We start from the raw sequence: 25,508 nt of genomic DNA on the forward strand, positions 1-25,508 counted from the left end.
GCGAGGGCACGGAACGACCGGTCGCGACCACCAACCAACCGCCCGAAAAGCCCCCAAGCCCCCCAAACAGCAAAGAAGGGACCGCCCCCACGCCACTCAGCGCACGAACGATCCCCTCATCACCCACGGCTCAAAGCCGCAGAGAGCAAGACCTCACAGATACTGCCCAGTCCCACTGATCCCAGGCCGCTGGCCCTCAGCGCCGGGCCCGCCCGGCATCACCGCGCCCGACGAGCCCGCGGGCAGGCCGCGGCGCATCTGCTCCAGCTGGACCCGCGCTGCCATCTGCTGGGCGAACAGGGCGGTCTGGATGCCGTGGAAGAGGCCCTCCAGCCAGCCCACCAGCTGGGCCTGCGCGATCCGCAGTTCGGCGTCCGACGGGGTCGAGTCGTCGGTGAACGGGTGCACCAGGCGCTGCAGCTCCTCGCGCAGCTCGGGCGCCAGGGCCTCCTGCAGTTCGCGCACGGAGTTCTGGTGGATCTCGCGCACCCGGTTCCGGCTGGCGTCGTCGAGCGGTGCCGCGCGGACTTCCTCCAGGAGCTGCTTGATCATGGTCCCGATGCGCATCACCTTGGCCGGCTCTTCGACCAGCTCACCGGCGGCTTCGTCGCCCTCGGGCGTGGCCGTGGGAACAGCGCCGACCGGGACCCCGTCGGGGCCGACGACCACCACGTGGGGGGTCGACTCGGCGTCGGAAGTCTGCCGGTAGTTCGGCTCGCTCATGGGCTCATCCCAATCAGAAATCGCTGGCGGTCGCGTCCGAGCCTAGCGTCATCCGGCTGCCCGGACCCAACCCCGCGGTAACCGCTAAACCGCACGTCCGTACGGTGTCACCATGGCGTTCGACGTCGCTCGTATCCGTGGGTTGTTCCCCGCGCTGGGTGACGGCTGGATTCACTTCGACGGCGCCGCCGGAATGCTGGTCCCGGAACAGGTCGCTTCGGCCGTTTCGACGGCCATGCGTGCCCCGGTGTCCGGGCCGGGCGGAGCGTTTCCGGCCTCTCAGCGCGCGGAGAGCATTGTCACCGCGGCCCGGCGGGCAGTGGCAGATCTGGTCGGGGCGGACCCGGCCGCCGTCGTGCTCGGACCGAGCGCGCCGGTGATGCTGCGCCGCCTCGTCGACGCGCTCGCCGAGCGCTGGACGATCGGCGACGAGGTCGTCGTGTCCCGGCTCGACGAGGAGGCGAACCTCGCGCCGTGGCAGCGCGCCGCGAAGCGCGTGGGCGCGGTCGTGCGCTGGGGCGAGATCGACATCGAGACGTGCGAGCTGCCCGCGTGGCAGTACGAGAACCTCGTGTCCGCGCGCACCAAGGCCGTCACGGTCACGCTCGCCTCGGGCTCGGTCGGCACACGCCCCGACGTCCCCACGGTCATCGAGTTCGCCAAGCGCGTCGGCGCGCTCGTGGTGGTGGACGCGACGTACGCGGCGCCGTTCGTTCCCCTGGACCTGCAAGAGCTGGGCGCCGACGTCATGGTCGTCTCCGCACAGGCCTGGGGCGGGCCGTCGGTGGGCGCGCTCGTGTTCCGCGACCCCGAGATGCTCGAACGCATCCCGTCCGCCTCGCTCGACCCGGCCGCCCGCGGCGCCGCGCGCCTCGAGCTCGGCCCCCACGCGTACCCGCTGCTCGCGGGCCTCGTCGCGTCGATCGACTACCTCGCCGGCCTCGACGACGCCGCCGCCGGTTCGCGCCGCGAAAGACTCGTGACGTCCCTCGGCTCCGCCAAGTCGTACCACGCGGGCCTGCTCGCGCAGCTGTCCACGGAGCTGCGCTCGCTGCGGCACGTGATGGTGATCGGCGACGCCATGCGCCGCATCCCCGCGCTCGCGTTCGCCGTGCAGGGCAAGAAATCGCCGGAAGTCGCGGAGTACCTGGCGTCGCAAGGCCTCTGCGCCTTCGCCGACGACGGCTCGGCCGGCGTTTTCGCGTCGCTCGGCGTGGGCGAAGTCGGCGGAGTAGTGCGCATCGGGCTCGCGCACTACTCCAACGTCTTCGAGATCAACCAGCTGGTGCGGGTGCTCGAAGAGCTCCGCTAGGACTTCGCGGCCAGCAGGATCTTCCCGAACACCGAACCCTCTTCGAGCATCCGGTGCGCCGAAGCCGCCTCGGCCATCGGCACGACCTGGCCGATGATCGGCTTCACGGAGCCGTTCTCCACCAGCGGCCACAGCCCTTCGCGCACGGACGCGACGACCTCGGCCTTCTGCTCCAGCGGACGCCACCGCAGCCCGGCCGCGAAGACGCTCGCGCGCTTGCCGAGCAGGCTGCCGATGTTCAGCTCGCCCTTGATCCCGCCCTGCATGCCGATGATCACGAGGCGGCCGTCGGCGCGCAGCGCGTCGACGTTGCGCTGCAGGTACTTCGCGCCCATGTTGTCGAGGATGACGTCGGCGCCCTTGGCCTCGGCGTGCATGACCTCGACAAAGTCCTGCTCCTTGTAGTTGATCGTGATGTCGGCGCCGAGCTGGCGGCAGCGTTCGAGCCGCTCCGCCGAACCCGCGGTGACGGCCACGGTCGCGCCGAGCGCCTTGCCGACCTGGATCGCGTGGGTGCCGATGCCGCCCGCGCCGCCGTGGACCAGCAGCGTCTGGCCTTCGGCGAGCTTCGCGTGCATCACGACGTTGGCCCACACCGTGCACGCGACCTCCGGCAGCCCGGCCGCCGCGAGCAGCTCGACCTCGCCGGGCACGGGCAGCAGCTGGCCGGCGGGCACGACCACGCGCTCGGCGTAGCCACCGCCCGCGAGCAGCGCGCACACCTCGTCGCCGACCTGCCAGCCTTCGACGCCCTCGCCCAGCTCGGCGATCGTGCCTGAGCACTCGAGGCCGATCGTCTCGCTCGACCCGGGCGGCGGCGGGTAGTTGCCCTGGCGCTGCAGCAGGTCCGCTCGGTTGACGGCGCTGGCGGCCACGTCGAGCAGCACTTCACCGGGGCCGGGGCTGGGGTCGGGGACTTCGGTCCACTCGAGAACTTCGGGACCGCCGGGTTCGCGGGTCGTGATCGCGTACATGCGCCCGACTGTATCCCCCACCTCGCGGTCTCCGCCGAATGCCGCATTGACGTTCCGGACACCGGGCACAAAGGTGAGCAACCATGTCATTAACCCGTAAAAGACTCATCCCGCCGGTGATCCTGGCGGCCTGCGCGACCCTGGCGCTGGGCACCACCCCGGCCGTGGCCGCGAAGAGCGACGACCTCGCGAAGCAGCTGACGAAGAAGGTGACCCTCGACGGCGTGAACCGCCACCTGATCGCGCTGCAGCGCATCGCCGACGCGAACGGCGGCACACGCGCGGCGAGCACCGACGGGCACAAGAAGTCCGCCGAGTACATCGCGGGCAAGCTCGAAGCCGCGGGCTTCAGCGTCACGCGGCAGGAGTTTCCCTTCACCTACAACGAAACCCTGGCCGAGACGCTCACCGTCGACGGTGCCGGCGTGCCAGTGATCGCGATGGAGTACACGCCGTCGACGCCGGTCGGTGGCATCAGCGCACAGCTCGCCGTCGTCCCCGCCGACGCCACCCCGGGCTGCGAAGCGAGCGACTACACCGGCGTGACCGGCAAGATCGTGCTCGTGCCGCGCGGCGCGTGCCCGTTCGCGCAGAAGCAGCAGGCCGCGGCCGACGCGGGGGCGATCGGCGCGCTCATCTCCAACAACGAACCCGGCCCGCTCAACGGGACACTCGGCACCCCGGCCGACGCGCGCATCCCCACCGGCGGCCTCTCACAGGCCGACGGCCAGGCGCTCGCCGCGAAGAACGGCGCCACCGTGCAGCTGGAGCTGCGCACCTTCCAGGAAGCGCGTACCAGCTACAACGTGATCGCCGAGACGAAGACCGGCCGCAAGGACAACGTCGTGATGCTCGGCTCGCACCTCGACAGCGTCCCCGCCGGCCCCGGCATCAACGACAACGGCACGGGCTCCGCGGCCCTGCTCGAAACCGCCCTGCAGCTGGGCGCGAAGCCGAAGGTGAACAACGCCGTGCGCTTCGGCTTCTGGAGCGCGGAGGAGTTCGGGCTCGTCGGGTCCACGTACTACGTCGGTTCGCTGAGCTTCGAGCAGCAGCTCGACCTCGCGCTGTACCTGAACTTCGACATGATCGGCTCGCCCAACGCCGGCTACTTCGCCTACGACGGCGACGATTCCGACCACGTCGGCGCCGGCCCCGGCCCGTACGGCTCGGCCCAGATCGAGAAGACGTTCGTCGACTACCTGACCGGCCGCGGCGTCGCCGTCGAGGGCACCGACTTCACGGGCCGCTCGGACTACGGCGAGTTCATCGCCGTCGGCATCCCGGCGGGCGGCCTCGACACGGGCGCCGAGGTGCTCAAGACCCCCGCCCAGGCCGCGAAGTGGGGCGGCACGGCGGGGATCGCGTTCGACCCGTGTTACCACCAGGCGTGTGACAACCTGGGCAACGTCGACCGCGTCGCCCTGGACCGCAACGCCGACGGGCTCGCGTGGGCTCTCGGGATGTACGCGACCAGCACGGAGTCGGTGAACGGCGTCGCGCCGGGGAAGCCGGGCAAGGCGGCGAAGAAGCACTCCGCGCACAAGCTCGCCACCACCGGCGACGCTGCGGCCGCGTAGTCCCGAAGCACCCCAATGTGGCGTTGGTTGCGTTCAACGCACCCAATGCGGCGTTCGGTGCGTTCAGCGCACCGAACGCCACATTGGGGTGCGGTCAGCCCAGGTTGTTGGTGCTGAAGGTGTTGCACCGCGCCGGCTGGCCCGAGGTGAAGCCGGTGGTGAACCACTTCTCCCGCTGCGCCGACGTGCCGTGCGTGAAGCTCGACGGGTCCGCGTGGCCGCTGCCGAGCTTCGTCTGGATGTAGTCGTCGCCGATGCGGGACGCCGTGTCGAGGGCGCTGGCGATGTCGTCCTGCGTGATGTTCTGGACCAGCGGTTTGCCGGATTCCGTCGGCGTCGTGGAGGCGTGGTTGGCCCAGACGCCGGCGTAGCAGTCGGCCTGCAGCTCCAGCCGGACGGAGCCCGACGTCGGCCCGGTGCCGGTGCCGCGCTTGGACGTGCCGGTGAGGTTCTGCACGTGGTGGCCGTATTCGTGGGCCAGCACGTACGCCTCGGTGAACAGCCCGCCCTGGGCGCCGAAGCGGGTCTTGAGCTCGTCGAAGAACGAGAGGTCGATGTACACGTCGGAGTCGGCCGGGCAGTAGAACGGGCCCGTGTCGGACGTCGCGCTGCCGCAGCCCGTGCGCACGCCGCCGGTGAAGAAGCGCGTCGGCGCCTTGCGGTAGGTCTGGCCGCTGCGCGCGAACTCCTGCGACCAGTAGTCCTGCACGGAGTTGATGATCGCGACGATCGCGCAGTCGTGGTCGCGGTTCGCGTCCGCGCCGGTGTGGCACTTCTGCGAGAGCGTGGTGCTCTCCAGCTGCTGGCCGGAGCCCACGTTGTCGAGCCCCAGCCCGCTCGACGCGCTGTTGGTTCCGAGGCTCGCGCCGCCGAACTGCGAGATCAGGAAGTAGATGATCAGGCCCACCACGCCGATCCCGCCACCGCCGATCGCCACGCGACCGCCGATGCCACCGCCGCCACCACCACTGCCGCGGAGGTCCTGGACCTCCGAGGTGTCCAGGCCCGCGTCGTCGTCGAATTGCACAGCGGCAGCGTAACGGGCGAGCCGGACGCAAGCCTGCCTGCGGGCCGTCCCCCGGACACAAGCCTGGGTGCGGTCCATGCGCTGCGGACCGCACCCAGGAACTACCGAGGTTCTTCTGTTGACGGCGGTTGGCCACCGGCCGGGCCGGCGTCCGGCGGTGCCGTCGCGGTGCCGAGGCCGCGAGGAGAGAACAACGCCAGATCGACGCCGGATGCGCGAGAAGAATGCCGAGCGCACCGTAGATGCCCACTCGTGCTGTTCACAGTCGCGACCGGTCCGTATTCAGGCCGTGCCGGCCGCGGGGACACAGCGGGCGGTCAACCGCGGGAATCACCTGCCATGCAACCACCTGGCCTTCCCGGTGGGAGGTCGGTCCGACGGTGCCCTGGCGGCCCGCCTGATACCCGATCAGCCCATCCGCTGACAAGCAGAATGCGCTTCTTCGGCCCAAGTCTCAACCTTTTCGTAACCCACCTTCGGGGGAAGGTTCCCGAGTTTTTCACCTGACCGCTCGGTTGGGTCTCGACCTGGTGGCGGGACGCGCAGGGCGTCGGCCCGCCTTCTACCCTTTTGCGATGACCGACGAGCAGGCGGTGCGCTGGCTGACCGGCGTCGAGCAGCACGCGTGGCAGATGTACATCGTCGCCTCGCTCCGGCTGCGGCAGCGGCTGCACCGCGAGCTCACCGAGGCCCACGGCGTTTCGCTCGCCGACTACGAGGTGCTCGTCTGCCTCGCCATCTACCCGGACCGGCGCGTCCGCATGTCCGAGCTCGCCTACCAGCTGGGCTCCACCAAGAGCCGCCTTTCACACCAGATCAGCAAGCTGGAGGTCGGCGGTCTCGTCCGGCGCTGCCCCGACCCGGACGACAAGCGCGGCGTCATCACCGAGCTCACCGGTGCCGGCCAGGCCCTGCTCGACGCGGCCGCGCCCACCCACGTGCGCGGCGCCCGCGAGCACCTCATCGACCTGCTCACCCCCGAGGAACAGTCCACGGTCGGCGCGGTCTTCGGCCGCGTCCTCGAACACCTGGACGACCTGGACAACCGGCGCGATACCCTGACCGACAGGGAAGCGTGGCAGAGCGGCCGAATGCAGACGCCTTGAAAGCGTCCGTAGGGAAACCTACCGGGGGTTCAAATCCCTCCGCTTCCGCAAGTACATGTCGAGAAAGCCGCTGAGGGCGGCTTTTTCTTTGCTCAGCATGATCTCCGGGTCCCTGTCACCGACCCGCGTGGAGGTCGACGAGCGAAACCCAGGACGGATCGGTCGCGCTTCCGTGGTCACCCGCGCTCATCAACAGGAACGGCGGTGAGCGTGATCATCAGCTCGCGCCGCGCCGGTGCGGGCAGGGCGGCCGGCGCGGGTCGGGAACGTCTCCGGCCCTGTCAGCCCGACGGACCCCCAGGTCGCGCCGCGAACGCCTCAAGCGTTTCCGGGCGGAGTCAGGGCTTCTTCAGTTCCTTCAACGCCATCCGCGCCCGCACTTCGGGCCGGCGCAGTGGCGGCACGGTGGCCGGGGGCTGGCGGCGGTCCGGGAGTTCGTCCAGGAGCCGCGCGGTGATCGTCGCGATTTCGGCCACGGCCGCCTCGAACGGGGCGCGCGTGGCGTCCGAAAGCGACTGCACGCCGGTCACCTTCCGGACGTACTGGCGTGCTGCCGCTTCGATCTCTTCGGTTGTCGCGGACGGTTGGAGGCCGCGCAGCGTCGTGATGTTTCGGCACATGCGTGACAGGGTACGTCCCTTCGGGAGCCCTCATCACACTGTCGGGCCATCCTCGTTGACGCCGCCAGACGCGCTTGGGCAGTCTCGATGAAGTGCCCCTCAGACCACGTTCGCTGCGTCCCGCCCGCCCCGCCGCCGCTCAAGAAGTCCCTGAAGACACACCGATTCCCGAACAGGTCTGGCAGCGCGTGCCCGCCGACGAACTGGTCACGCTCGTTTCCTTGATCCTGGTGGCACACGATTTTCCCGACGATCGCGCACGCATGGCCGCGGAAGCCTTGTGCCACGGTGATCTCACGGGCTCGCCCGACACCGGCGTCGTGGAGCTGCTGCGAATTCACCTGCCCGCCTTGGAAAACGGTGAGGTCGCCGCGCGCGCCGAGCCGTTGATGATCGCCGACCGCGGTGCCGCCGCGCTGATCGACTACCGCCGCGCGACGGGCCTGTGGGCCGTCGGCGACGCGATGGACCGGGCCGTCACGCGGGCCGGGCGCTTCGGCGTCGGGCTGATTTCGATGCGGGGCGTCGGGCCGTTCGGCCGAGTCGGGCACCACGCCGCGCGCGCGTTGCCGCACGGGATGATCGGCCTGGTGATGGCGGCCGGCGAAGTCGGCTCGGGCCACCCGCTCGGCATGGCCGCGCCCGCCGGCGCGTACCCGGAGTTCGTGCTCGATGTCGACCTCGGCGACGCCTCGCGCAACCCGCAGTTCGCGGGCTTCGCGCTGCTCGTCGACGTGCTGGCGGGCGTGCTCTCGGGCGTCGCCGACCACGAGAACGACACGGGCCTGCTCGTGCTCGCCATCGCGCCCACCACGCTGCGCAGCGCCGACGGCTTCTACCGCGCGGCCAGCGCGTTGTTCGGCAGCATGCTCGGCTGGGAGGGCGGCACGCCGATCCGCTACCCGGGCTGGCGCGAAGCGCAGTACCTCGAACAGTGCCGCGCGCTGGGCGTCCCGCTCAGCGCGCCGGTGCGGCGCCAGCTCGACTCGCTGGCGCTCGGGCTGGGGCTGCCGCCGCTGACCAGCGTCGGTTAACGCGCGAGCGTCACCCGTCCGCGGTCGCCACCGACGGCCACCACGTCGCCGTCGGAGAGCTGGCGGCCGCGGCGGGTCTCGACCTCGTCGTTCACGGTGACCTCTTCGTTCTCGATGAGGTCCTTGGCGTGGGCGCCGTCCTCGGCGAGGCCGGCCAGCTTCAGGAACTGGCCGAGCCGGATCGGTTCGCCGGTGATGGGCACGTCACGCACGGGCTCGCTCATACGCCGCATCATCCGCCATCGGCGCTCACGGGCGCGAGGTGGCTTGCCGGTACAGCGTGGTGACGTCGTCGTCGAAGTAGCTGGAGTACGACACGTCGTCGGTGTCGCCGCCGGTCTCGAAGCCGCCGACCACCCCGACGACGGTGCCGAGCTTCGTGCGCGGGTCGGCGTCGGCCACGAACGGGCCGCCGCTGGTGCCGGTGGCGAACCCGGCGCAGTCCACGCGCAGCTGGAAGGTGTCCTGCTTCGACGTGGTCGTGCTGCAGACCGTGGGGGCGTCGGAGCCGTCGGGGTAGCCGGTGACCGTCACGGCGCGTGCGAACGGACCGTTCGCGCCGAGCCGGTTCGCGCCGGTCACGGTCTCGAGCGGTCCCTTCGCGCCGGCCTGGTGAGCGGTGGCGAAGCCGACGTCGAGGTCGGGGTCGGAGTCCTCGGCCCAGCCGTGCGCCACGAGCTCGTCGCCGACGGCCCAGAAGCCGAACGGGGCCACGCCGTCGTGGAAGCCGGGCGCGAAGGTGACGCCGGTGAAGTACGTGCCGCCCGCACCGTCGTGGAGGCAGTGGGCGGCGGTGAGCAGCTCGTCGCCGCGGTCGCTGTGGACGACGCTCGCGGTGCAGTAGTGGGAGCCGTCGAGGAACAGCGCGCCGACGGCCGCGTTGTCGGGTCGGGCGGGCGTTTGCGCTGGTGACGCGCGGTGTCCGGCGACGGCCACGACGGTCCCCGTCGCGCCGAGCACCACGACCGCGCCCAGCGCGAGCAGCACCCGTGCCCGCCGCATCCGTCCTCCCGAAGATCGCTTCCGCCACTAGTATCCAAAACCTGGAGCACCGGACGAGGGGAGCGGCGATGAAGGAGTTCACCGACAAGGTCGCGGTCATCACCGGAGCGGGCTCGGGCATCGGCCGCGCGCTCGCGCTCGGGCTGGGCCTGCGCGGCGCGCGCCTGGCACTGTCCGATGTGGACACCGAAGGCCTGGAGGGCACGATCGAAGCGGCGAAAGCGCAGGGTGCGGACGTGCGCGGCTACTCGCTCGACGTCTCCGACCGCGCCGCCGTGCTCGCGCACGCGGACGAGGTGGCCAGTGCGTTCGGCCGGGTCAACGTCGTGGTCAACAACGCCGGCGTCGCGCTGGGCGCCACCGTGGAGGACATGACGTTCGAGGACTACGACTGGCTGATGGGGATCAACCTCGGCGGCGTCGTCAACGGGACGAAGGCGTTCCTGCCGCACCTCATCGGCTCCGGCGACGGACACCTGGTGAACATTTCGAGTGTGTTCGGATTCGTCGGAGTGCCCACTCAGAGTGCGTACAACGCGGCGAAGTTCGCCGTTCGCGGATTCACCGAGGCGTTGCGGGAAGAAATGCTCGCCGCGCGTCATCCGGTAGCCGTGAGCTGCGTGCACCCGGGTGGCATCAAGACCAACATCGCCCGCCACGCGCGCGGCGGCAGCGACGGCGACCAGGAAGCCGCGGCGGCGGGCTTCGAGAAAATTGCCCTGACCACACCGAAGAAGGCCGCCGAAACGATCATCCGCGGGGTGGAACGGCGGTCCGCCAGGATCCTCATCGGACCCGACGCGTACGTCATCGACGCCATCCCGCGCGTGCTCGGGTCGGCGTATCAGCGCCCGCTCGCGACTATGGCGCGCCTCGGCTTCAAACGGATGGGGAAGAACTGAATCGCGCCCGACGTGCGGGAGTTCGGCCGGGCCTTATAGTTGCCGTCACCCAATGGAGTTGCCTTTCTGACAAACCCGTCGGAAATGCACCAGAATGCTGACGTCCATCCGAGTGCCCGTACCCCGGAGGTACCTCCCATGCTGCGCACCGCCGAGCGACGCGCGACCTCGCCCGCCGATGAGCTGCTCGACCGCACGGGCATCCTCGCGGCGAGCGTGCCGCGCGGGCGCCGCAGCCCGGAGGACACCCAGCCGATCCCCGTGGTGCCCGCCCTCCTGCCCATCGCCGGCGACGGGGTCGCCCTCGCGCCTCTCGCCACGGCGCCGCTGCGCCCGCGCGCCGTCGCCCGCCGCCGCACGCGCGGCTGGGTCGCCGGCACCGCCGCCCTGGCGCTGCTCGCCCTCGGCTGGTTCGCCGGCGGTCTGTTCTCGGGCTCCTTCACCGGCCACACCACCGACGACGTCGCGGTGCCCACCGACCAGCACGAGCTCGTCGCCCCGGCGGCCCCGGCCGCCCCGCCCGCTCCTGTCTCGACGCCCGCCGCACCCGCCGCTCCCGCCGCACCCCCGGCCGCCCCGGTGACCGTGTACGTCCCGGTCCCCGACCACCAACCCGCCGCACCGGCGAAACAGCACGTCGCCAGCCGCCCCACCACCCCCCGCACCTCCGCCGGCGGCTCTGACCACCGCCCCACCTCCACCCCGGACGACGAAGACCTCCGCTCCGACACGAAGTCCGACCCGGCCAAGTTGCCGGCCGCCAAGGAGTTCGACCAGTACATGTCGCAGTGGCAGCCGTGGATCGACCTGGCGGACCGGATGTCGCGTCGCTGACCAGCAGTTTCGTTCGGCCGGGAAGGCTCGCGGCCGCCGGGCTCGGGCCGCGCCGGACGGTGTGCCCGCGAGCCGCGCGACCCCGGTCAGCCGGGAGGCTGGCAGTCATCTGGCAGCCAGACGAGGTCCACAACGCGGCGTGCGCGCGAGGTATGAGGCCCGCGCTAGTTGTCGGCGGCCGGTTGCCGCAGGCCTCGTTCCGAATTTGCGCTGGAGCGGTTGCCGTTGAGGCCGCTGTTTGGACGGCTGGGAAGCACGTAACCACGCGGCGCACAGTGGCTGACTGGCGCGGCCAGGGGTTCGCGAGAGGGGGCGTGTGCGCGAGCGGCGAGGCCGACGCCAGGTGTCGGCGGCCGGTTGCCGTCGGCCCATTCGGAACCTGCGTTGGAGCGATTGCTGCTGGGGCCGCTGACCAGTGGCTCACCTGGCCAAGAAGCACGTGACCGCCCGTGGCGCAGCGGCTGACGGCGCGCGGCCCGGGTTCGTGGGAAGGGGCGTGCGCGCGGCGAGGCCCTGTGCCTCTCCGGTCGTCGGGCCCGAGAGCCGGTTGAGACGTGTTGCGCCGGAGCAATCGCGCTCGGGCCACTGCCCCACAGCCGACCCCGGATTGGCGCGTGACCCGGAGCCCCAGCCGGGGTCAGCCGATCCAGGCGTACTCGTGTTCGGGGCGGCCCGTGGCTCCGTAGCGGAGACGCATTTCCACCGCGCCCGAGTCGGCGAGGGCGGTGAGGTAGCGCTGGGCCGTCGCGCGGGCCATGCCGAGTTCGGCGGCGATCTCCGCGGCCGACAGGGGCGCGGCCGAAGTGCGTAGCTGTTCCGAGACGAGCCGGGCCGTTGCGCTGGATTGGCCCTTCGGGGTGGCGGCGCGGTCCTGGTCGTGGAGGGCGCGGTAGGCGCGGTCGACGTCGTCCTGGGTGAAGGGGCGGTCGGTGGTCACGTGGGTGCGGAAGCGGGCGTACGCGGTGAGCCGTTCGGCCAGCTGGCGCGTCGTGAAGGGCTTGATCAGGTAGTTCAGCGCGCCGGCGCGGATGGCGGCGGTGATGGACGCCGCGTCGGTCGCGGCGGAGAGGACGATGGTGTCCGTGGCGAGGTCCGGCAGTACGGACAGGCCGGGTTCGTCGGGCAGGTAGACGTCGAGCAGCACGAGATCCGGCGTCAGCTCGCGCACGCGGGCGCGCGCCTCCGCGGCGGTGTGCGCGATGCCCGCGACGGTGAAGCCCGGCACTTCCGCGACGAACCCCGCGTGGACGCCGGCGACGCGGAAGTCGTCGTCGACGATCAAAGTGCGGATCATGAAGAAGCCTCCACGAGCAGATCGGGCAGTTTCGCGACGAACAACGCGCCCGCCGCGTCGCCGCCGGCGTCGGCGAGCCAAACGTCCCCGCCGCGGGCGCGGGCCGCCTGGCGCGCGAGGGCGAGGCCCAGACCGTGGCCGGGCGTGAGTTTCGTCGAGACGCCCTCGTCGAACAGTGTGTCACGCAACGGCTCCGGCACGCCCAGCCCACTGTCCACAACGGACACGTGCAGCGCCGCGCCCTCCGCGAACAGCCCGACCTCCACCGTCGCCGGCCGCCGCGGGCCCATGCGGGCGGCGTGCAGCGCGTTGTCGACCAGGTTGCCGATCACGGTGGCCGTCGCGACGGGATCGGTCACCGAGCCGCGCACGAACGAGTCGTCCGCCAGCTTCAGCTCCACGCCCTTTTCCAGCCCCTGCTCGGATTTCGCCACCAGCAACGCCTGCAGGTACGGGTCGCGCACCGCGTCACCGCCCAGCGGAGCCGAGCGCGCCGACGTCGTCTCGGTCAACGTCTGCAGGTACTCTTCGGCCTCGGCGTGGTGCCCGAGCTGCAACAGCCCCGACAACGTGTGCAGCCGGTTCGCGAACTCGTGCCGTTGCGCGCGCAGGCCGTCGGACAGCGAGCGGATGCCGTCGAGCTCACGGCTGAGCGTGTCGAGGTCGGTGCGGTCGCGGAAGGTCAGCACGGTCCCCAGTGCCCGATCCTCGCCCTGCACCGCGCGCGAGTTCATCACCAGCACGCGGTTTCCCGCCACCGCAAGGAGATTGTCCACAGGCTGCCCCTCCACCACGGCCTTGCGCACCCGCGGCGACAGCTCCAGTTCGTCCAAAGTGGCCCCCACCGGCAGGTCGATCCCCAGCAGCCGCTCGGCTTCGTCGTTGCGTACGGACACCCGCCGCGAACTGTCCACCGCCAGCATCCCCTCGCCGATGCCGTGCAGCACGGCTTCCCGTTCGTAGAGGAGCTCGGTCAGCTCGTGCGGTTCGAGGCCGTGGGTGACGCGGCGCAACCGGCGGTTGAGCAGCGCGGACGCACCGCCGCCGAGCAGCAGCGCGCCTGCGGCGAAGGCCAGGGTGATCAGCAGCAGCCGGTTGAAGTCCTCGGTCAGCTTGCCGACTTGGTACCCGACGCTGACCTCGCCGACCACCCGCGACCCTTGCCAGATCGGTGTCTTGCTTCGCACCGAAAGTCCGAGCGTGCCGCCGTCGAATTCGCTGATGACATCGTTGCCCGCCAGCGCTTCCTCTGCCGAGGTGCTGACCTTGTCGCCGATCTCGGCCGGCGTCGGGTGCGCGAGGCGAATGCCGTGATCGTCGGTGATCACCACGAACAGCGCGCCGTTGACCCTCGACACCGCGCCCGCGCGGGCCTCCAGCGCCCCACCCTGCCGCCGCGCCGCCGCACCCGCCACCACCACGGGGTCCGTCGCCACCGACTTCGCGACCGCCAGCGCCCGCTCGCCGTACTGCTCCGTCAACGTCGACCGCAGCTGCCAGCTCACGAGAGCGACACCGAGCCCCACCACCAGCACCACGACCCCGATCTGCAACAGCAGGACCTGGCGGGTGAACCGCATGCGTTCGAACAACGCCCACTTCGGCATGGCAGGCAACATACCCCCAGCTCAGGGCCGTGCGCGAAATGAGCAAAACGTGGAGAACGAGCAGAGCGCACGCAGAACGTCGACAAGCTTCCCGGGCTCTTGATGCGCTCTTAACCTCCGTCGCAGTCCCCACCGTGCCGAAGGAGTCACCACGATGGCGCCACCCCTCATCGAACTCGAGCACGCGACGAAAAGGTTCCCCAGCGGCTCCGGATCCGTGCACACCGCGGTCCGCGACCTGACCATGACCGTGCAGCCGGGCGAGTTCGTCGCCGTTGTCGGTCCGACCGGCTGCGGCAAGTCGACGACGTTGTCCCTGGTCAGCGGCCTGCAGCCCGCGTCGGCCGGCAGCGTCCGCGTGAACGGTGCCGAGGTGACGTCCATTCCGGACGGTGTCGGCTACATGTTCCAGACCGACGCCGTGATGCCGTGGCGCTCGGTGCTCGACAACGTCGCCTCCGGCCCGCGCTTCCGCGGAGTGTCCAAAGCGGACGCTCGTGAGAAGGCCCGCGACTGGATCAGCCGGGTGGGGCTCGAGGGTTTCGAGAAGTACTACCCGCACCAGCTTTCCGGCGGCATGCGCAAGCGCGTCGCCCTGGCGCAGACGCTGGTCACCGACCCCAAGATCCTGCTGATGGACGAGCCGTTCTCCGCGCTCGACGTGCAGACCCGCGCCCTCATGCAGGACGAGCTGCTGCGGCTGTGGTCCGGCTCCGGTGCCGCGGTGATCTTCGTGACGCACGACCTCGACGAGGCCATCGCGCTCGCCGACAAGGTCGTGGTCCTGACCACGAGCCCGGCCACCGTGAAGGCCGTCTTCGAGATCCCGCTGGAGCGCCCGCGCAAGGTCGAGGACTTGCGCCTCACCGAGGAGTTCCGCTCGATCTACTCCGACATCTGGGAATCGCTGCGCGGCGAGGTCGACAAGGCCCGCCAGAAGGGGGCGACCAGTGTCGCTTGATCTGATCGTCCCGCCGTCCAACCCGAACCCGCGGATCGAAGACGAAGCGAGCATCATCGCGCGGCAGAAGCTCAAGTCCAGCGCGCGCCGGCGCAACATCTGGTTGCTGCGCCTGGCGATCGTCGTGGTGTGGCTCGGCAGCTGGGAGCTCGCCGGCCGCTACTGGATCGACCCGTTCTTCTACTCGATGCCGTCGAAGATCTGGGAACGGCTCGTGGAGTGGTTCACGACCGGCACCGACTTCGGCTCCATCTGGTACCAGATCCTGGTGACGGTGGAGGAAGCCGTGCTCGGGTTCGTGCTCGGCGCGATCCTGGGTGTGGTGTTCGGGGTCGTGCTCGGTCGCAGCCAGTACCTGGCCGACGTGCTGGCGCCGTTCATCAAGGCCGCCAACGCTCTGCCGCGCATCGTGCTCGCCGCGTTGTTCGTGATCTGGTTCGGCCTCGGCATGTCGTCGAAGGTCGCGACGGTCGTGGTGCTCGTGTTCTTCGCGGTGTTCTTCAACGCCTTCACCGGCGCCCGCGAGGTCGACCGCAACCTGATCGACAACGCGCGCATCCTCGGCGCCTCACGCTGGTCGGTGCTGCGCTCGATCGTGCTGCCAAGCGCGACGTCGTGGATCCTCTCGTCGCTGCACGTCGCGTTCGGGTTCGCGCTGATCGGCGCGGTCGTCGGCGAGTACACGGGTGCCAAGGCGGGCATGGGGTTCCTGATCTCCAACGCGCAGGGCACGTTCGACACCGCCGGTGTCTACGCCGGCATGCTGATCATCACCGTGGTCGCGCTGCTGGCCGAATGGGGCATCGGCACGGCCGAGTCGCGGCTGCTGCGCTGGCGGCCGCAGGTCGGCGCCCAGGCCGGTGCGGTGATCTGATGCGTCTGAAAAGGACACTCGCGGTCGCCACCGCGGTGCTCACCCTCGCCGGTGTCACGGCGTGCCGCGACTCGCGTCAGATCGACCTCGGCAACGGCGGCAAACCGCATCTGAAGATCATGATCGGTGGCATCTCCAAGGTCATCTACCTGCCGGGCCAGCTCGCACAGCAGCTCGGCGAGTACGAGAAGCAGGGCCTCGACGTCGAGCTGTTCGACCAGCCGTCGGGCGCCAACGCGGAGACGTCGTTGCTGGCCGGCGAGGTGCAGGCCGTGGTCGGGTTCTACGACCACACCATCGACCTGCAGGCCAAGGAGCGGTGCCTCACGAGCGTGGTGCAGTTCTCGAACGTGCCGGGTGAGGCGGAGATGGTCGCGTCGGCCAAGGCGCCGCAGATTCAGTCCGGAAAGGACTTCCGCGGCAAGAATCTCGGTGTGACGTCGCTGGGTTCGTCCACGGACTTCCTCACGAAGGCGCTCGCGAGCCGCGGCGGGGTGGACGGCAAGGACTACACGCCGGTGAAGGTCGGCGCCGGGCAGACGTTCATCTCCGCGCTGCAGCAGGGTTCCATCGACGCCGGCATGACCACCGACCCGACGATCGCGCAGCTCACCAACACCGGCCAGGCCAAGATCCTCTACGACATGCGGACGGTGGAGGGCACGCGCGCCGCCCTCGGCGGGCTGTATCCCGCCAGCTCGCTCTACATGAGCTGCGAGATCGTGAAGCGCTACCCGGACATCGTGCAGAAGCTGGCCAACGCGTACGTGGATTCGTTGCGGTGGCTCAAGAACCACACGGCGGAGCAGGTCGCCGACGTGATGCCGCCGTCGTTCGCCGGCGGGGACAAGGCGTTGTACGTGAAGTCCCTCAAGGACAGTCTGCCGATGTTCACTTCGGACGGACGCATGGATCCGGCCGGGGCGCAGAACGTGCTCAACGTGCTCGGCGCCTCTTCGAGCAACGTGAAACCGAAGAAGGACCGGATCGACCTCTCGAAGACCTACACCACCCAGTTCGTGGACGCCGCGCTCACGCGCTCGGCGCGGTAGTCCACCCGTGTCCGTCCTTCCGCGCGGAGGACGGGCACACCGTGGCGGCCGCCTCGCCTTCCCGGGGCGGCCGTCACGGACTTCGGTGTACAGAAGGGAAATTCGGGACATATTGGTGAAGTTTTCCCGAGATGTGAATACCCTTCGAAAGTAGCTACCCACCTGCTCACGCGGATCCAACACTTGTTACCGGTGCGCACCGCCTGTAACACCCCGAGTCCCCATCGGTGATCAGATTGGATCCGCATGAACTCCCTCCTCTCCTCACGGACCGCGCGGGTGCTGGCCGTCACGGCGGCCGCCGCGGCGAGCATCGCGGCCGCGGCCGGCGTCGCCACGGTCAGCACGCCGTCGTTCGGCTCGTTCCACGGCCAGAGCTTCTCGGGCGGCAACTGGGGCGGCTACGTGAGCTTCGGCAGCTTCACGACCGCGACCGCGAGCTGGACGGAACCGTCGGTGACCTGCCGGTCGAGCAACGACCTGTTCGCCCCGTGGGTCGGCATCGACGGTGACGGATCGTCCACTGTGGAGCAGACGGGCGTGGCGACGGACTGCTCCAGCGGCCGTCCCGTCTACCAGGCCTGGTACGAGATGTACCCGGCCGCGCCGGTGTACTACTCGTCCTCGTCGGCCCCGGTCAGCGCCGGCGACCACATCTCCGCGACGGTCACGCGCACCGGGACGAACACGTACAAGCTGGACATCAGCGACACCACGAAGGGCTGGTCGAAGACGATCAGCAAGTCGCTGACCTCCAAGCACTCCTCGGCCGAGGCGATCATCGAGTCGCCGACAGACTCGTACCCGTCGATCTCGGGCGGGATCTCGTTCGCCGGCGTGAAGTTCAACGGGCAGAGCCTCGCGTCGACCAGCCCCGAAGGCCTCGACGCCGACGACCGCGGCACCGGCACGTTCAGCCCGGGCGCCATCGGCTCCGACGGCCAGAGCTTCACGATGACGCGCCACTGACGTCAGGTCCGGTCCGCGGGGGTTCTCTCCGCGGGCCGGGTCAGCGTTTGAAGCCGTACGACCGCTCGACGCGCGCCACCCGCACTTCGAACTCCTCGTACCAGTCGGCGCGGCCCCGCCGGCGGCTCTCGGTGTGGTCGACGTTCCTGCGCCAGCCGGCGATGGCTTCCTCGTCGCGCCAGTACGACACGGTGATGCCGAGATTTTCGTCCCGGGCCGACTCCTCGCCCAGGTAGCCGTCCTGCTCCGCCGCGAGTTTCGACATCTCGGCGGTGCGCTCGGCGTAACCGTTGTCGCCTTCGGTGCGGCGGGAGGTGAAGATGACCGCGTAGTACGGGGGCTCGGGCATGCACCGGGTATACCTGGTGGCCGGGGTGCGCCGCGAGTGTTTATCCCCGTAACGCGCCGACCGCCCACGCGAACACCATCACGGCGAGCAGCAGCGACACCCCCGCCTGCACCATCATCGTCAGCTTCGCCCAGATCCGCAGCGGCATGACGTCGGTGGGGCTGAAGGCCGTGGAGTTGGTGAAGGACAGGTACAGGTAGTCGGCGTAGCGCGGCTCCCAGTCCTCGCTCGTGAGCTCGGGGCTGTCCATCTGCGGGAACTGCAGGTCGGGGTACTCCGCCCGCCCCTTCGCCCGCCGCGCCGGCCCGCCGCGGTCGAACTCCCAGTACCAGAGCGAGAAGACGACGATGTTCGTCCAGTACACGATCGCGCCACTCACCAGCACCTGCGGCGCGTCCCCGCTGAACGACCCCTGCACGATCCCCAGCACCAGCCGCACCGCCGACGCCGCCGTGGTCGCGCTCACCACCGCCAGCAGCACCAACGACACGATCCGCTCGACCCTGCTGAACTCACCCATCCGCCCGGGCTGGATCAACAACAACGCGACGAGCAACAGCACCGACACCGCGGGCAACAGCCACCACGGCCTCAACACCACCCGGTCCGGCAACGCCAGCTGCAACGCGAGCGTCCCCACCACCACCCCGGCCGCCGGCCACCGCGTCTCCCCGGCGGTCGCCCTCCGCCACGCCGGCAGGGCGCCGCCTGCATCTGAGTCCACGGGGGTCACGGTAAGGCGGAGGGGGTGGTGGTGCAGCACGTGGTGGGTGGGTGGGGTGTTTGGGTGGGTTGCGATTTGCGTTGCGTCGGTGTGGTGTCGCGTTGGTGTGGCTGGAACCTGCCCCAACGAGCTCTCCGGCCGCGGGGGCAAGCCCGATGCGAACTACACCACCGCCGCGAAAGCGTCATACGCTCGCTGATCGAACAACACAAACCGCACAAACTCGAACGCCGAAGTGTCCGCCTCCCGGACCGTCGACACGGCGATGCGCGCCGCGTCGTCAAGTGGCCAGCGGTACACACCCGTCGAGATGGCCGGGAAGGCGATGGTCCGGGCGCCGAGGGAAGTGGCCACGGCGAGGGAGTTGCGGTGGCAATCGGCCAGCAAAGAGGAGCGGTCTTCCGAAGAAGACCACACCGGGCCCACCGTGTGCACGACCCAGCGGGCCGGGAGGCGGCCCGCGGTGGTGGCCACGGCCTGGCCCGTGCGGAGTCCCTTGCCGTAGTGGCCGGCGCGCAGGGCCCGGCATTCGGCGAGGATTTCCGGGCCGCCCTTGCGGTGGATGGCGCCGTCGACGCCGCCGCCGCCGAGGAGGGAGGAGTTGGCGGCGTTGACGATGGCGTCGACGTGTTGTTCGGTGAGGTCGCCGAGCGTCAGTTCGAGAGGGGCCATCCGAACAGCCTGTCACGAAACCGTCGCATCTCCCGACGGGAGGTGGCGGCCGACGTCGGCGCGGCCCCGGGCGCCCAGCTTGCGCAGGACCTTCGCGACGTGTTGCTCGACCGTGCGTGGTGACAGGAACAAGCCGTCGGCGATTTCGCGGTTCGTGCGGCCCTCGGCGAGCATGCGGGCGACCTCGCGTTCGCGCGGAGACAGCTCGCGCCCGTAGCCGCGGCGGCCGCGTTGGGAAGGGGCCCAGGCGCCGTGCTCGCGGAGCAGGTGGTGGCAGCGGCCGGCATCGCGCTTGGCGCCGAGGCGTTCGTAGGCGCGGGCCGCAGCCGCGAGGGCGTCGACGGCCGGGCGTTGGCCCGCCAGCAGGCGCAGGCAGGCGGCGCGCTCGACCATCGACGTCGCCAGGTACGGCATCGGCAGGCGGGCGTACGCGGCGGCCGCGGCGTCGAAGCCCGCGGCCGCGGCGAGGTGTTTGCCGCGGGCGCCCGTCAGGACCGCGCGGCCCGCGGACAACGCTGCGCCGGCCACGGGTGCGTCGCGGCCGGTGATGCCGCGCGCGAACTCCTCCACGAACGCGTCCGCGTCCGACCAGCGACCCGCCCGCGTGAACGCTTCGGCCGCCGCCGGCACGAGGGACGCCGCCCACACCCAGACGCCCTTGCGGCGCGCGGCGTCCACGGCGACGTCGGTGACAGCACAAGCGCCGGCCACGTCGTCGCCCGCCAAAAGCACCCCGATCTGCACCGACGCGGCCGAAAGCACCACAGGGATCGGCCCGTCGGCGGGCACCGAGGCGCGCGCCAAATGCTCAGCAGCCGTGGCGAAGTCACCGCGCACGGCCGCCAAACCGCCGAGCACCAGCGAAGTCTCCATCACGATCGGCCCCAGCTCCGGGTACCGCGAGCGCACGTCCTCCGCCGTCTCCGCGAGCCCGTCCCACTCGCCGCGGAACCACGCCAGCCGCGCCTGCGTGCCCTGGATCAGGCCGATCGCGTACAACGCACCCGCGTCCGAAGCGCGCCGCGCGCCCTCCTCGACGAGCCGCGTGGCCCGGTCGAGGTGCCCGGCCCACGACTGCGCGTCGGCCAGGTTGCACCACAGCCGTGCCAGCTGCACGCGCTCGGCCACGCTGTCGCCGACGTCCGGCAGCGCCTCGAAATCCGTCCACGCCGAGCCGTCGCCGATGTGCGAGGCGTTGGTGATCCGGTCGACGGTCAACGCCAGCCGCAGCTCCGGATCCGTCAGTCCGGAATGGACTTCCCGCGCCCGCCGCATCCAGCCTTCGTGCCAGGACAGGGGAGTGAGCCCGTCTATGGGTTGCGCCAGCAGGTTGATGCCGCGTGCCGCCAGCTCCGGGCGGTCCACGAGCTCGGCGACGGCGCGCTCCACCTCCTCGCGCCCGCGTTCCAGCCGTCCGATCGTGCGCACCAGCAGCAGGCCGAGCGACAGCCGGATCGTCCCGCGCACGGCCGGCGGCAACGGCCGGTCTTCCAGCACTCGCTCCAGCGTCTCGATCACGTCCGGGCGAAAACCGCGCAACGCGACCTGGCTCAGCTTCGTGGCGAGCCGTCCGACGTCGTCCGAAGCCGGCAGCACGGCCTGCAACAGGTCGATCGCACGCGAGGTCTCGCCGTGGACGATGGCCTCGTCGGCCGCCGCTTCCGCGTAACGAAGCCATTTCTCCGTACGCCCGGCCGCGAGAGCGTGCTGCGCCAGCAGCAAGGACGACGGCGACGGCAACGCGCCCAGCACCCGCATCGATTCGGTGTGCAGCAACGTCCGCTCCGGGCCGCTCACCGTGTCGTACACAGCCTTGCGCGCCAGCGGATGCCGGAAGCCGTACCGGTTTTCACCCAGCTCGGCCACCAAACCTCCGGCCAACGCGGCCAGCAACGCCGCCCGCAGCGACTCCTCGCCGAGCCCCGCCACCTCGGCCAACGTCGTCGGCTCCGCAGGTACCGCCAGCACCGCCGCGGCCCGCGTGAGCTGCGCCGCCTCCTCCGGCAGCGCGGCCAGCCGCTCCGTCACGGACTCCCGCAACGGCGCCGGCACCTCCAGGTTCTCCAGCAGCCGATCCGACAGCCCCTCACCGGCCGGCAGCGGCACGTTCCGCAAGGCCCGCAACGTTTCCTCGACCACGAACGGGATCCCGCCCGTGCATTCGTGCAGCTTCGTCGCGAACTCGTCACTCACGCGCGGCAGCTCCAGCACGTGCACGGCCATCACCCGCACCGCCGCGACGTCCAGCGGACCGAGTGCGACGCGTGCGGTGTGGACACTCGGCGCCGCTCGCACCGGCGCGCCCAGCGGCCCCGGCCACGGCTGCGCGCCCGTGCGATACGCAGCCACCACGGCCAGCTCCGGCGGCAGGTCGGCGGCGAGGAACCGCATCAGGTCGCAGGTGTCCTCGTCGGCCCACTGCAGGTCGTCGACCAGCAGGATCGTCGGTCCACAAGCGACGAACAGCTCCCGCACGGCGCGGAACACGCGGTGCCGCTGCGCGCCCGGGTCGTCCAGCGGCTCGGGCGTCGGCGGCAGCCGGTCGGCCAGCTCCGGCAGCAGCGGCCGCAGCACACCGGCGACGGGGCTCAGCGGTCCCAGCGGACGCTCGCCCGCCGCGTGCAACGCCTCCAGCACCGGCCCGTAGGGGAAGGGTTCGCGCAGGGGCTGGCAAGTGCCGCGCAGCACGCGGCCCTCGGCGAACTCGGGCCGTTGCGCCAGCTCCGCCAGCAGGCGCGAGCGGCCCATCCCCGGTTCGCCCTCCACGAGCACGGCGGCCGGTCGGTGGGTTAGTACCTCGGCCACCGCGGCGAGTTCCCGGTCCCGGCCCGCGAAAGCCGTCGGCCCGGTGCGCACGGTGACCGACGTCGGACGGGAGACGGCCTGCCACATGTCGACCTCCCTGCGCGCTTGTCCGTTTCGTCGGGAGCCTAAGCAGCGTTCGGTCAGCCGTAAACCAGCCGACGACCTGCACCTCGGCACCCGGCTCACACGTCTGCGTACACAGCGTCACCGGTTGGCAGACGGATCTTCGGCCCAGGATCACCATGCGTACGAAACTTCGGGCATCCCCTCGTTCCAAGGGCGCATGACGCGTTCCGGCCGTTGAAAGAGCTACGCAAAGTAGTTGCCGGAATCCCTACTTATGGACGGTGCCGCGGGAGAAAATGAGGCCGATACGGCGTCTGGAGCAGGGCGTTGGGCCAAGGGGAATGCGTATACCTATCCGCGCCGAGCCCTTATTGCAGTGGACTGGACCACCCTGCACGCTCTCACCCCGGGGGAAGGGATGCGCCGCGTGGCCGCACCGGTGCCGCGCGTAATCACGAGGGAGAAGCATGAAGATCATCAGATTCCTCGGTATCGCCGCCGTCGCCGCCGCGACGGCGGGCACGATGGCCGCGGTCACGAGCCCGGTCGCGGGTGCCGCCTTGTTGAACCCCGACATGGTGCCGGCGATGCAGCGCGACCTCGGTCTCACCCACGACCAGGCCATCGCCCGGCTCGCCACCGAGGACTCCGCCACGAAGGTGGGCCAGGCGCTGGAAACCGCGCTCGGCGACAGCTTCGGCGGCGCGAGCTACGACGCGGCCACGGGCAAGGCGCGCGTCGGCGTGACCGACGCTTCGCTCGTGGAGAAGGTACGCGCGGCGGGCGCGGAGGCGCAGGTCGTGCGCTTCTCTGAACGTCAGCTCGACTCCAGCGTGGCCAAGCTCAACGCGGGCGAGAAGACCGCGCCGCAGTCGGTCACGGCGTGGGGCGTGGACCCGGCGTCGAACCGCGTGACGATCACCGTCCTCAAGGGACAGCGGGCGGCCGCGGAGAAGTTCGCCCGCCAGTCCGGTGTGGACACTTCCTCGCTGGACGTCACGGAGACCGCCGCCACGCCGCAGCTGCATTACAACGTGCTCGGTGGTGACGCGTACTACATCGGCGGCTCGGCACGATGCTCCGTCGGCTTCTCCGTGAACGGCGGCTTCCTGACCGCCGGCCACTGCGCCGCGCTCACCGGTGCCGGCCCGCTGACCGGCTACAACCGCGTGTCGATGGGCTCGTTCTCCAGCTACCGCTTCCCGGGCAGCGACTACGCGTTCGCGCGGGTCAACAGCAACTGGACCCCGGTCGGCCAGATCAACAACGGCACCCGCGTGTCGGGCTCCACGGCCGCCGCCGTGGGCGCGTCCGTCTGCAAGTCGGGCTCCACCACGGGCTGGACCTGCGGCACGATCCGCGCGAAGAACCAGACCGTGCGCTACCCCGAGGGCACGGTCACGGGCATGGTGCTCACCAACGCCCGCTCCGACAGCGGCGACTCGGGCGGCTCGTTCATCTCCGGCAACCAGGCGCAGGGCCTGCTTTCCGGCGGTGACACGGTGAACACGTACTACTACCCCGTCACCAACGCCCTCTCCGCGACCGGCACCACGCTCGTGCGCGGCTGATTTCCCGGTGAACAGAAGAAGGGCGGATCGAGTGCCTCCAGAGCACTCGAGCCGCCCTTCTCCCTGTACCGCCGCGGGATCGGCAGTCTTCGGGGTCAGACGTTGCTGATTTCCTCGATCAGCCCGTCGATGTCGAAGTTCTCGCTCTCGGTGCCGAGCGGAACCAGTTCGTAGGAGGACTCCAGGAAGTTCTCGATGTCCCCGCGCTCCAGCTCGAACGACGCGTACCCGTCGGGTGACTCGATCTCCAGTGTCAGCATCGCCGGGTCCTCGGACAGGTCGGGGCGGATGCGCACGTCGCCCAGCCCGGACGGCTCCTCGAGCCCGGTCACGAGCAGGTCACGTGCGAACGTCCACTCGATCCACCGGCCGCGCTCGGTCCGGAACGCCACGGTGACGGCGAACGGCTCCGAGCAGTGGTAGGACAGGCGGGACAGCACCGGCGTGGTGCTCTCGTTCAGCAACACGAACTGGGTCTGGTGTACGGCGTCGGTGTGCACGGCTGCTCCTGGTGTTTCCTCCGGTGGTTCGCGCCCTGCGAACTGGTCGGCAAGGAGATGATCAGCTTCGGCACTCGTGACGCCGGTTCGGCGCCATTCACGCGATCGGCTGCATCCGTCCTCTGTGGCGTAACACGGACCACATACCCCTTGCGTTCGACCGTTGACCGCCCGTCACCCGATTTCGCCCGAGCGGGCAGGAGGCAGGGGACTTTCGCGCATTGGTCACGGGATTGTCACGGACGGTCCGATGTAGACCGTCGCGCTCAGGCCAGCGGCAGCGTGAGCCCGACCTTCACCCGGTCCATGGCGACGCTCGTGGTGAAGTGCCGGACGTTGGGGTTGTCGAAGAACATCCGCCGCGTGAACGCCTCGAACCCCGCCATGTCGGGGCAGGTCACGATCAACACGAAATCCGCCGTGCCCGTGACGTAGTAACACTGCTGCACGCAGCCGTCGCCCAGCACCTGCCGGCGGAACGCGTCCAGCACGGTCAGGTTCTCCCGCTCCATCTCCACCATGACGACGAACGTCATCGACAGCCCGAGGGCGCCGGGGGACAGCACGGCGACCTCCTTCTCGATCACGCCCGTCTCGCGCAGGCGCTTGATGCGGCGCTGCACGGCGGCGGCCGAGAGGCCCACCTTGGCGCCGATGACCTCGGCGATCGTGCGCGAGTCGGCCTGCAGGCAGGCGAGGATGGCGAGGTCCAGCCGGTCGAGGTCGGGAGTGAGCACGCTTCAGGCTAACCGGGTGCACCGACTCGACGCCTCGTCTTTACCGAGGCTCACCCACTGATCAAGAAGAGGTTCGCCCAATACCTCCTATCGAGCGAACGTGAAAGAGGAGGATGAGTGACGTGCACCACAACTGACCGGTCTACCCAGGGGTAGCCCATAGAAGTGGAGCGAGCCGGTGGAACCGCCACCCACCGGCCGGGGAGGTAATAA

The 25,508-nt window shown here is 70.3% G+C and carries 25 protein-coding genes and 1 tRNA gene; 12 read left to right on the forward strand and 14 right to left on the reverse strand.

Going from position 1 to position 25,508, the window contains the following annotated elements; all coding sequences use genetic code 11:
• Nucleotides 1-153 precede the first annotated feature (153 nt).
• Nucleotides 154-723 (reverse strand): bacterial proteasome activator family protein, encoded by a 570-nt coding sequence (locus ACQPXB_RS01390; RefSeq protein ID WP_366577274.1) that lies wholly within the window; start codon nt 721-723, stop codon nt 154-156.
• A 112-nt stretch (nt 724-835) separates the two neighbouring features.
• On the opposite strand from ACQPXB_RS01390, the gene ACQPXB_RS01395 reads away from it, so the two are divergent.
• The gene (locus ACQPXB_RS01395) at nt 836-2,035 is read left to right on the forward strand and encodes a cysteine desulfurase-like protein (RefSeq protein WP_432849173.1); all 1,200 of its coding nucleotides are present in this window, start codon (nt 836-838) and stop codon (nt 2,033-2,035) included.
• Here the strand turns inward: ACQPXB_RS01395 and ACQPXB_RS01400 are convergent.
• On the reverse strand, nt 2,032-3,009 hold the full coding sequence (locus tag ACQPXB_RS01400) for an NAD(P)H-quinone oxidoreductase (RefSeq protein WP_366577278.1): 978 nt from the start codon (nt 3,007-3,009) through the stop codon (nt 2,032-2,034). The genes ACQPXB_RS01395 and ACQPXB_RS01400 overlap by 4 nt on opposite strands.
• A gap of 83 nt (nt 3,010-3,092) precedes the next feature.
• Here ACQPXB_RS01400 and ACQPXB_RS01405 point away from each other — a divergent pair, with 83 nt between their 5' ends.
• Nucleotides 3,093-4,589 carry a M28 family metallopeptidase gene (locus tag ACQPXB_RS01405; RefSeq protein WP_432849174.1) on the forward strand — a complete coding sequence of 499 codons (1,497 nt, stop codon included), beginning with the start codon at nt 3,093-3,095 and terminating at the stop codon, nt 4,587-4,589.
• 94 nt (nt 4,590-4,683) lie between these two features.
• On the opposite strand, the gene ypfJ is transcribed toward ACQPXB_RS01405, so the two are convergent.
• On the reverse strand, nt 4,684-5,616 hold the full coding sequence (ypfJ, locus tag ACQPXB_RS01410; RefSeq protein WP_366577281.1) for a KPN_02809 family neutral zinc metallopeptidase: 933 nt from the start codon (nt 5,614-5,616) through the stop codon (nt 4,684-4,686).
• 575 nt (nt 5,617-6,191) lie between these two features.
• Here ypfJ and ACQPXB_RS01415 point away from each other — a divergent pair.
• Nucleotides 6,192-6,722 (forward strand): MarR family winged helix-turn-helix transcriptional regulator, encoded by a 531-nt coding sequence (locus ACQPXB_RS01415; RefSeq protein WP_366577283.1) that lies wholly within the window; start codon nt 6,192-6,194, stop codon nt 6,720-6,722.
• A tRNA-Ser gene (locus tag ACQPXB_RS01420) sits at nt 6,686-6,770 on the forward strand. Before ACQPXB_RS01415 ends, ACQPXB_RS01420 begins: the two co-directional genes overlap by 37 nt.
• Before the next feature lie 290 nt (nt 6,771-7,060).
• Here the strand turns inward: ACQPXB_RS01420 and ACQPXB_RS01425 are convergent.
• The gene (locus ACQPXB_RS01425) at nt 7,061-7,342 is read right to left on the reverse strand and encodes a DUF2277 domain-containing protein (RefSeq protein WP_366577285.1); all 282 of its coding nucleotides are present in this window, start codon (nt 7,340-7,342) and stop codon (nt 7,061-7,063) included.
• 92 nt (nt 7,343-7,434) lie between these two features.
• Here ACQPXB_RS01425 and ACQPXB_RS01430 point away from each other — a divergent pair, with 92 nt between their 5' ends.
• Nucleotides 7,435-8,376 carry an Ldh family oxidoreductase gene (locus ACQPXB_RS01430; protein ID WP_366577287.1) on the forward strand — a complete coding sequence of 314 codons (942 nt, stop codon included), beginning with the start codon at nt 7,435-7,437 and terminating at the stop codon, nt 8,374-8,376.
• Here the strand turns inward: ACQPXB_RS01430 and ACQPXB_RS01435 are convergent.
• Nucleotides 8,373-8,600 (reverse strand): RNA-binding S4 domain-containing protein, encoded by a 228-nt coding sequence (locus ACQPXB_RS01435; RefSeq protein WP_285971084.1) that lies wholly within the window; start codon nt 8,598-8,600, stop codon nt 8,373-8,375. The two genes, ACQPXB_RS01430 and ACQPXB_RS01435, sit on opposite strands and share 4 nt — an antisense overlap.
• 25 nt (nt 8,601-8,625) lie before the next feature.
• Nucleotides 8,626-9,378, reverse strand: coding sequence for a trypsin-like serine peptidase (locus tag ACQPXB_RS01440; protein WP_432849175.1), 753 nt, complete (start codon nt 9,376-9,378; stop codon nt 8,626-8,628).
• A gap of 68 nt (nt 9,379-9,446) precedes the next feature.
• Between ACQPXB_RS01440 and ACQPXB_RS01445 the strand changes: the two genes are divergently transcribed.
• Both ACQPXB_RS01445 and ACQPXB_RS01450 read left to right on the forward strand, forming a co-directional pair.
• The gene (locus ACQPXB_RS01445) at nt 9,447-10,280 is read left to right on the forward strand and encodes an SDR family NAD(P)-dependent oxidoreductase (protein WP_432857220.1); all 834 of its coding nucleotides are present in this window, start codon (nt 9,447-9,449) and stop codon (nt 10,278-10,280) included.
• A 138-nt stretch (nt 10,281-10,418) separates the two neighbouring features.
• The gene (locus tag ACQPXB_RS01450; RefSeq protein ID WP_432849176.1) at nt 10,419-11,114 is read left to right on the forward strand and encodes a hypothetical protein; all 696 of its coding nucleotides are present in this window, start codon (nt 10,419-10,421) and stop codon (nt 11,112-11,114) included.
• A 637-nt stretch (nt 11,115-11,751) separates the two neighbouring features.
• Here the strand turns inward: ACQPXB_RS01450 and ACQPXB_RS01455 are convergent.
• Entirely contained in the window at nt 11,752-12,408 is a 657-nt protein-coding gene (locus ACQPXB_RS01455) for a response regulator (protein ID WP_432849177.1), read from the reverse strand.
• On the reverse strand, nt 12,405-14,015 hold the full coding sequence (locus ACQPXB_RS01460; RefSeq protein WP_432849178.1) for a sensor histidine kinase: 1,611 nt from the start codon (nt 14,013-14,015) through the stop codon (nt 12,405-12,407). Before ACQPXB_RS01460 ends, ACQPXB_RS01455 begins: the two co-directional genes overlap by 4 nt.
• A gap of 154 nt (nt 14,016-14,169) precedes the next feature.
• Between ACQPXB_RS01460 and ACQPXB_RS01465 the strand changes: the two genes are divergently transcribed.
• From ACQPXB_RS01465 to ACQPXB_RS01480, 4 genes are all read left to right on the forward strand, one after another.
• Nucleotides 14,170-14,976 (forward strand): ABC transporter ATP-binding protein, encoded by an 807-nt coding sequence (locus ACQPXB_RS01465; protein ID WP_366577294.1) that lies wholly within the window; start codon nt 14,170-14,172, stop codon nt 14,974-14,976.
• A gap of 52 nt (nt 14,977-15,028) precedes the next feature.
• Nucleotides 15,029-15,850 carry an ABC transporter permease gene (locus ACQPXB_RS01470; protein ID WP_386944809.1) on the forward strand — a complete coding sequence of 274 codons (822 nt, stop codon included), beginning with the start codon at nt 15,029-15,031 and terminating at the stop codon, nt 15,848-15,850.
• Nucleotides 15,850-16,902: an ABC transporter substrate-binding protein gene (locus ACQPXB_RS01475; protein WP_432849179.1), complete on the forward strand. Its 1,053-nt coding sequence runs from the start codon at nt 15,850-15,852 to the stop codon at nt 16,900-16,902. The genes ACQPXB_RS01470 and ACQPXB_RS01475 overlap by 1 nt, the downstream gene beginning before the upstream one ends.
• Nucleotides 16,903-17,148: 246 nt before the next feature.
• Entirely contained in the window at nt 17,149-17,871 is a 723-nt protein-coding gene (locus ACQPXB_RS01480) for a G1 family glutamic endopeptidase (protein WP_432849180.1), read from the forward strand.
• Nucleotides 17,872-17,911: 40 nt separating this feature from the next.
• On the opposite strand, the gene ACQPXB_RS01485 is transcribed toward ACQPXB_RS01480, so the two are convergent.
• The 4 genes from ACQPXB_RS01485 to ACQPXB_RS01500 form a co-directional block, all read right to left on the reverse strand.
• A complete protein-coding gene (locus ACQPXB_RS01485; RefSeq protein WP_366577302.1) occupies nt 17,912-18,220 on the reverse strand; it encodes an antibiotic biosynthesis monooxygenase family protein in 309 nt (102 codons plus the stop codon).
• 40 nt (nt 18,221-18,260) lie between these two features.
• Nucleotides 18,261-18,866 (reverse strand): hypothetical protein, encoded by a 606-nt coding sequence (locus ACQPXB_RS01490; RefSeq protein ID WP_366577899.1) that lies wholly within the window; start codon nt 18,864-18,866, stop codon nt 18,261-18,263.
• 240 nt (nt 18,867-19,106) lie between these two features.
• The gene (locus ACQPXB_RS01495; protein WP_432849181.1) at nt 19,107-19,616 is read right to left on the reverse strand and encodes an O-acetyl-ADP-ribose deacetylase; all 510 of its coding nucleotides are present in this window, start codon (nt 19,614-19,616) and stop codon (nt 19,107-19,109) included.
• A gap of 12 nt (nt 19,617-19,628) precedes the next feature.
• Nucleotides 19,629-22,508, reverse strand: coding sequence for an AAA family ATPase (locus tag ACQPXB_RS01500; RefSeq protein ID WP_432849182.1), 2,880 nt, complete (start codon nt 22,506-22,508; stop codon nt 19,629-19,631).
• Between the two features lie 446 nt (nt 22,509-22,954).
• On the opposite strand from ACQPXB_RS01500, the gene ACQPXB_RS01505 reads away from it, so the two are divergent.
• Nucleotides 22,955-24,058, forward strand: a complete 1,104-nt coding sequence (locus ACQPXB_RS01505; RefSeq protein WP_432849183.1) for a S1 family peptidase — start codon at nt 22,955-22,957, stop codon at nt 24,056-24,058.
• A gap of 95 nt (nt 24,059-24,153) precedes the next feature.
• On the opposite strand, the gene ACQPXB_RS01510 is transcribed toward ACQPXB_RS01505, so the two are convergent.
• Together ACQPXB_RS01510 and ACQPXB_RS01515 are read right to left on the reverse strand one after the other, a co-directional pair.
• A complete protein-coding gene (locus ACQPXB_RS01510; RefSeq protein WP_432849184.1) occupies nt 24,154-24,558 on the reverse strand; it encodes an SsgA family sporulation/cell division regulator in 405 nt (134 codons plus the stop codon).
• A gap of 266 nt (nt 24,559-24,824) precedes the next feature.
• The gene (locus ACQPXB_RS01515; RefSeq protein ID WP_432849185.1) at nt 24,825-25,295 is read right to left on the reverse strand and encodes an Lrp/AsnC family transcriptional regulator; all 471 of its coding nucleotides are present in this window, start codon (nt 25,293-25,295) and stop codon (nt 24,825-24,827) included.
• Nucleotides 25,296-25,508: the final 213 nt, after the last annotated feature.

The sequence above is a fragment of the Amycolatopsis sp. CA-161197 genome, assembly GCF_050942255.1.
GTDB lineage: Bacteria > Actinomycetota > Actinomycetes > Mycobacteriales > Pseudonocardiaceae > Amycolatopsis.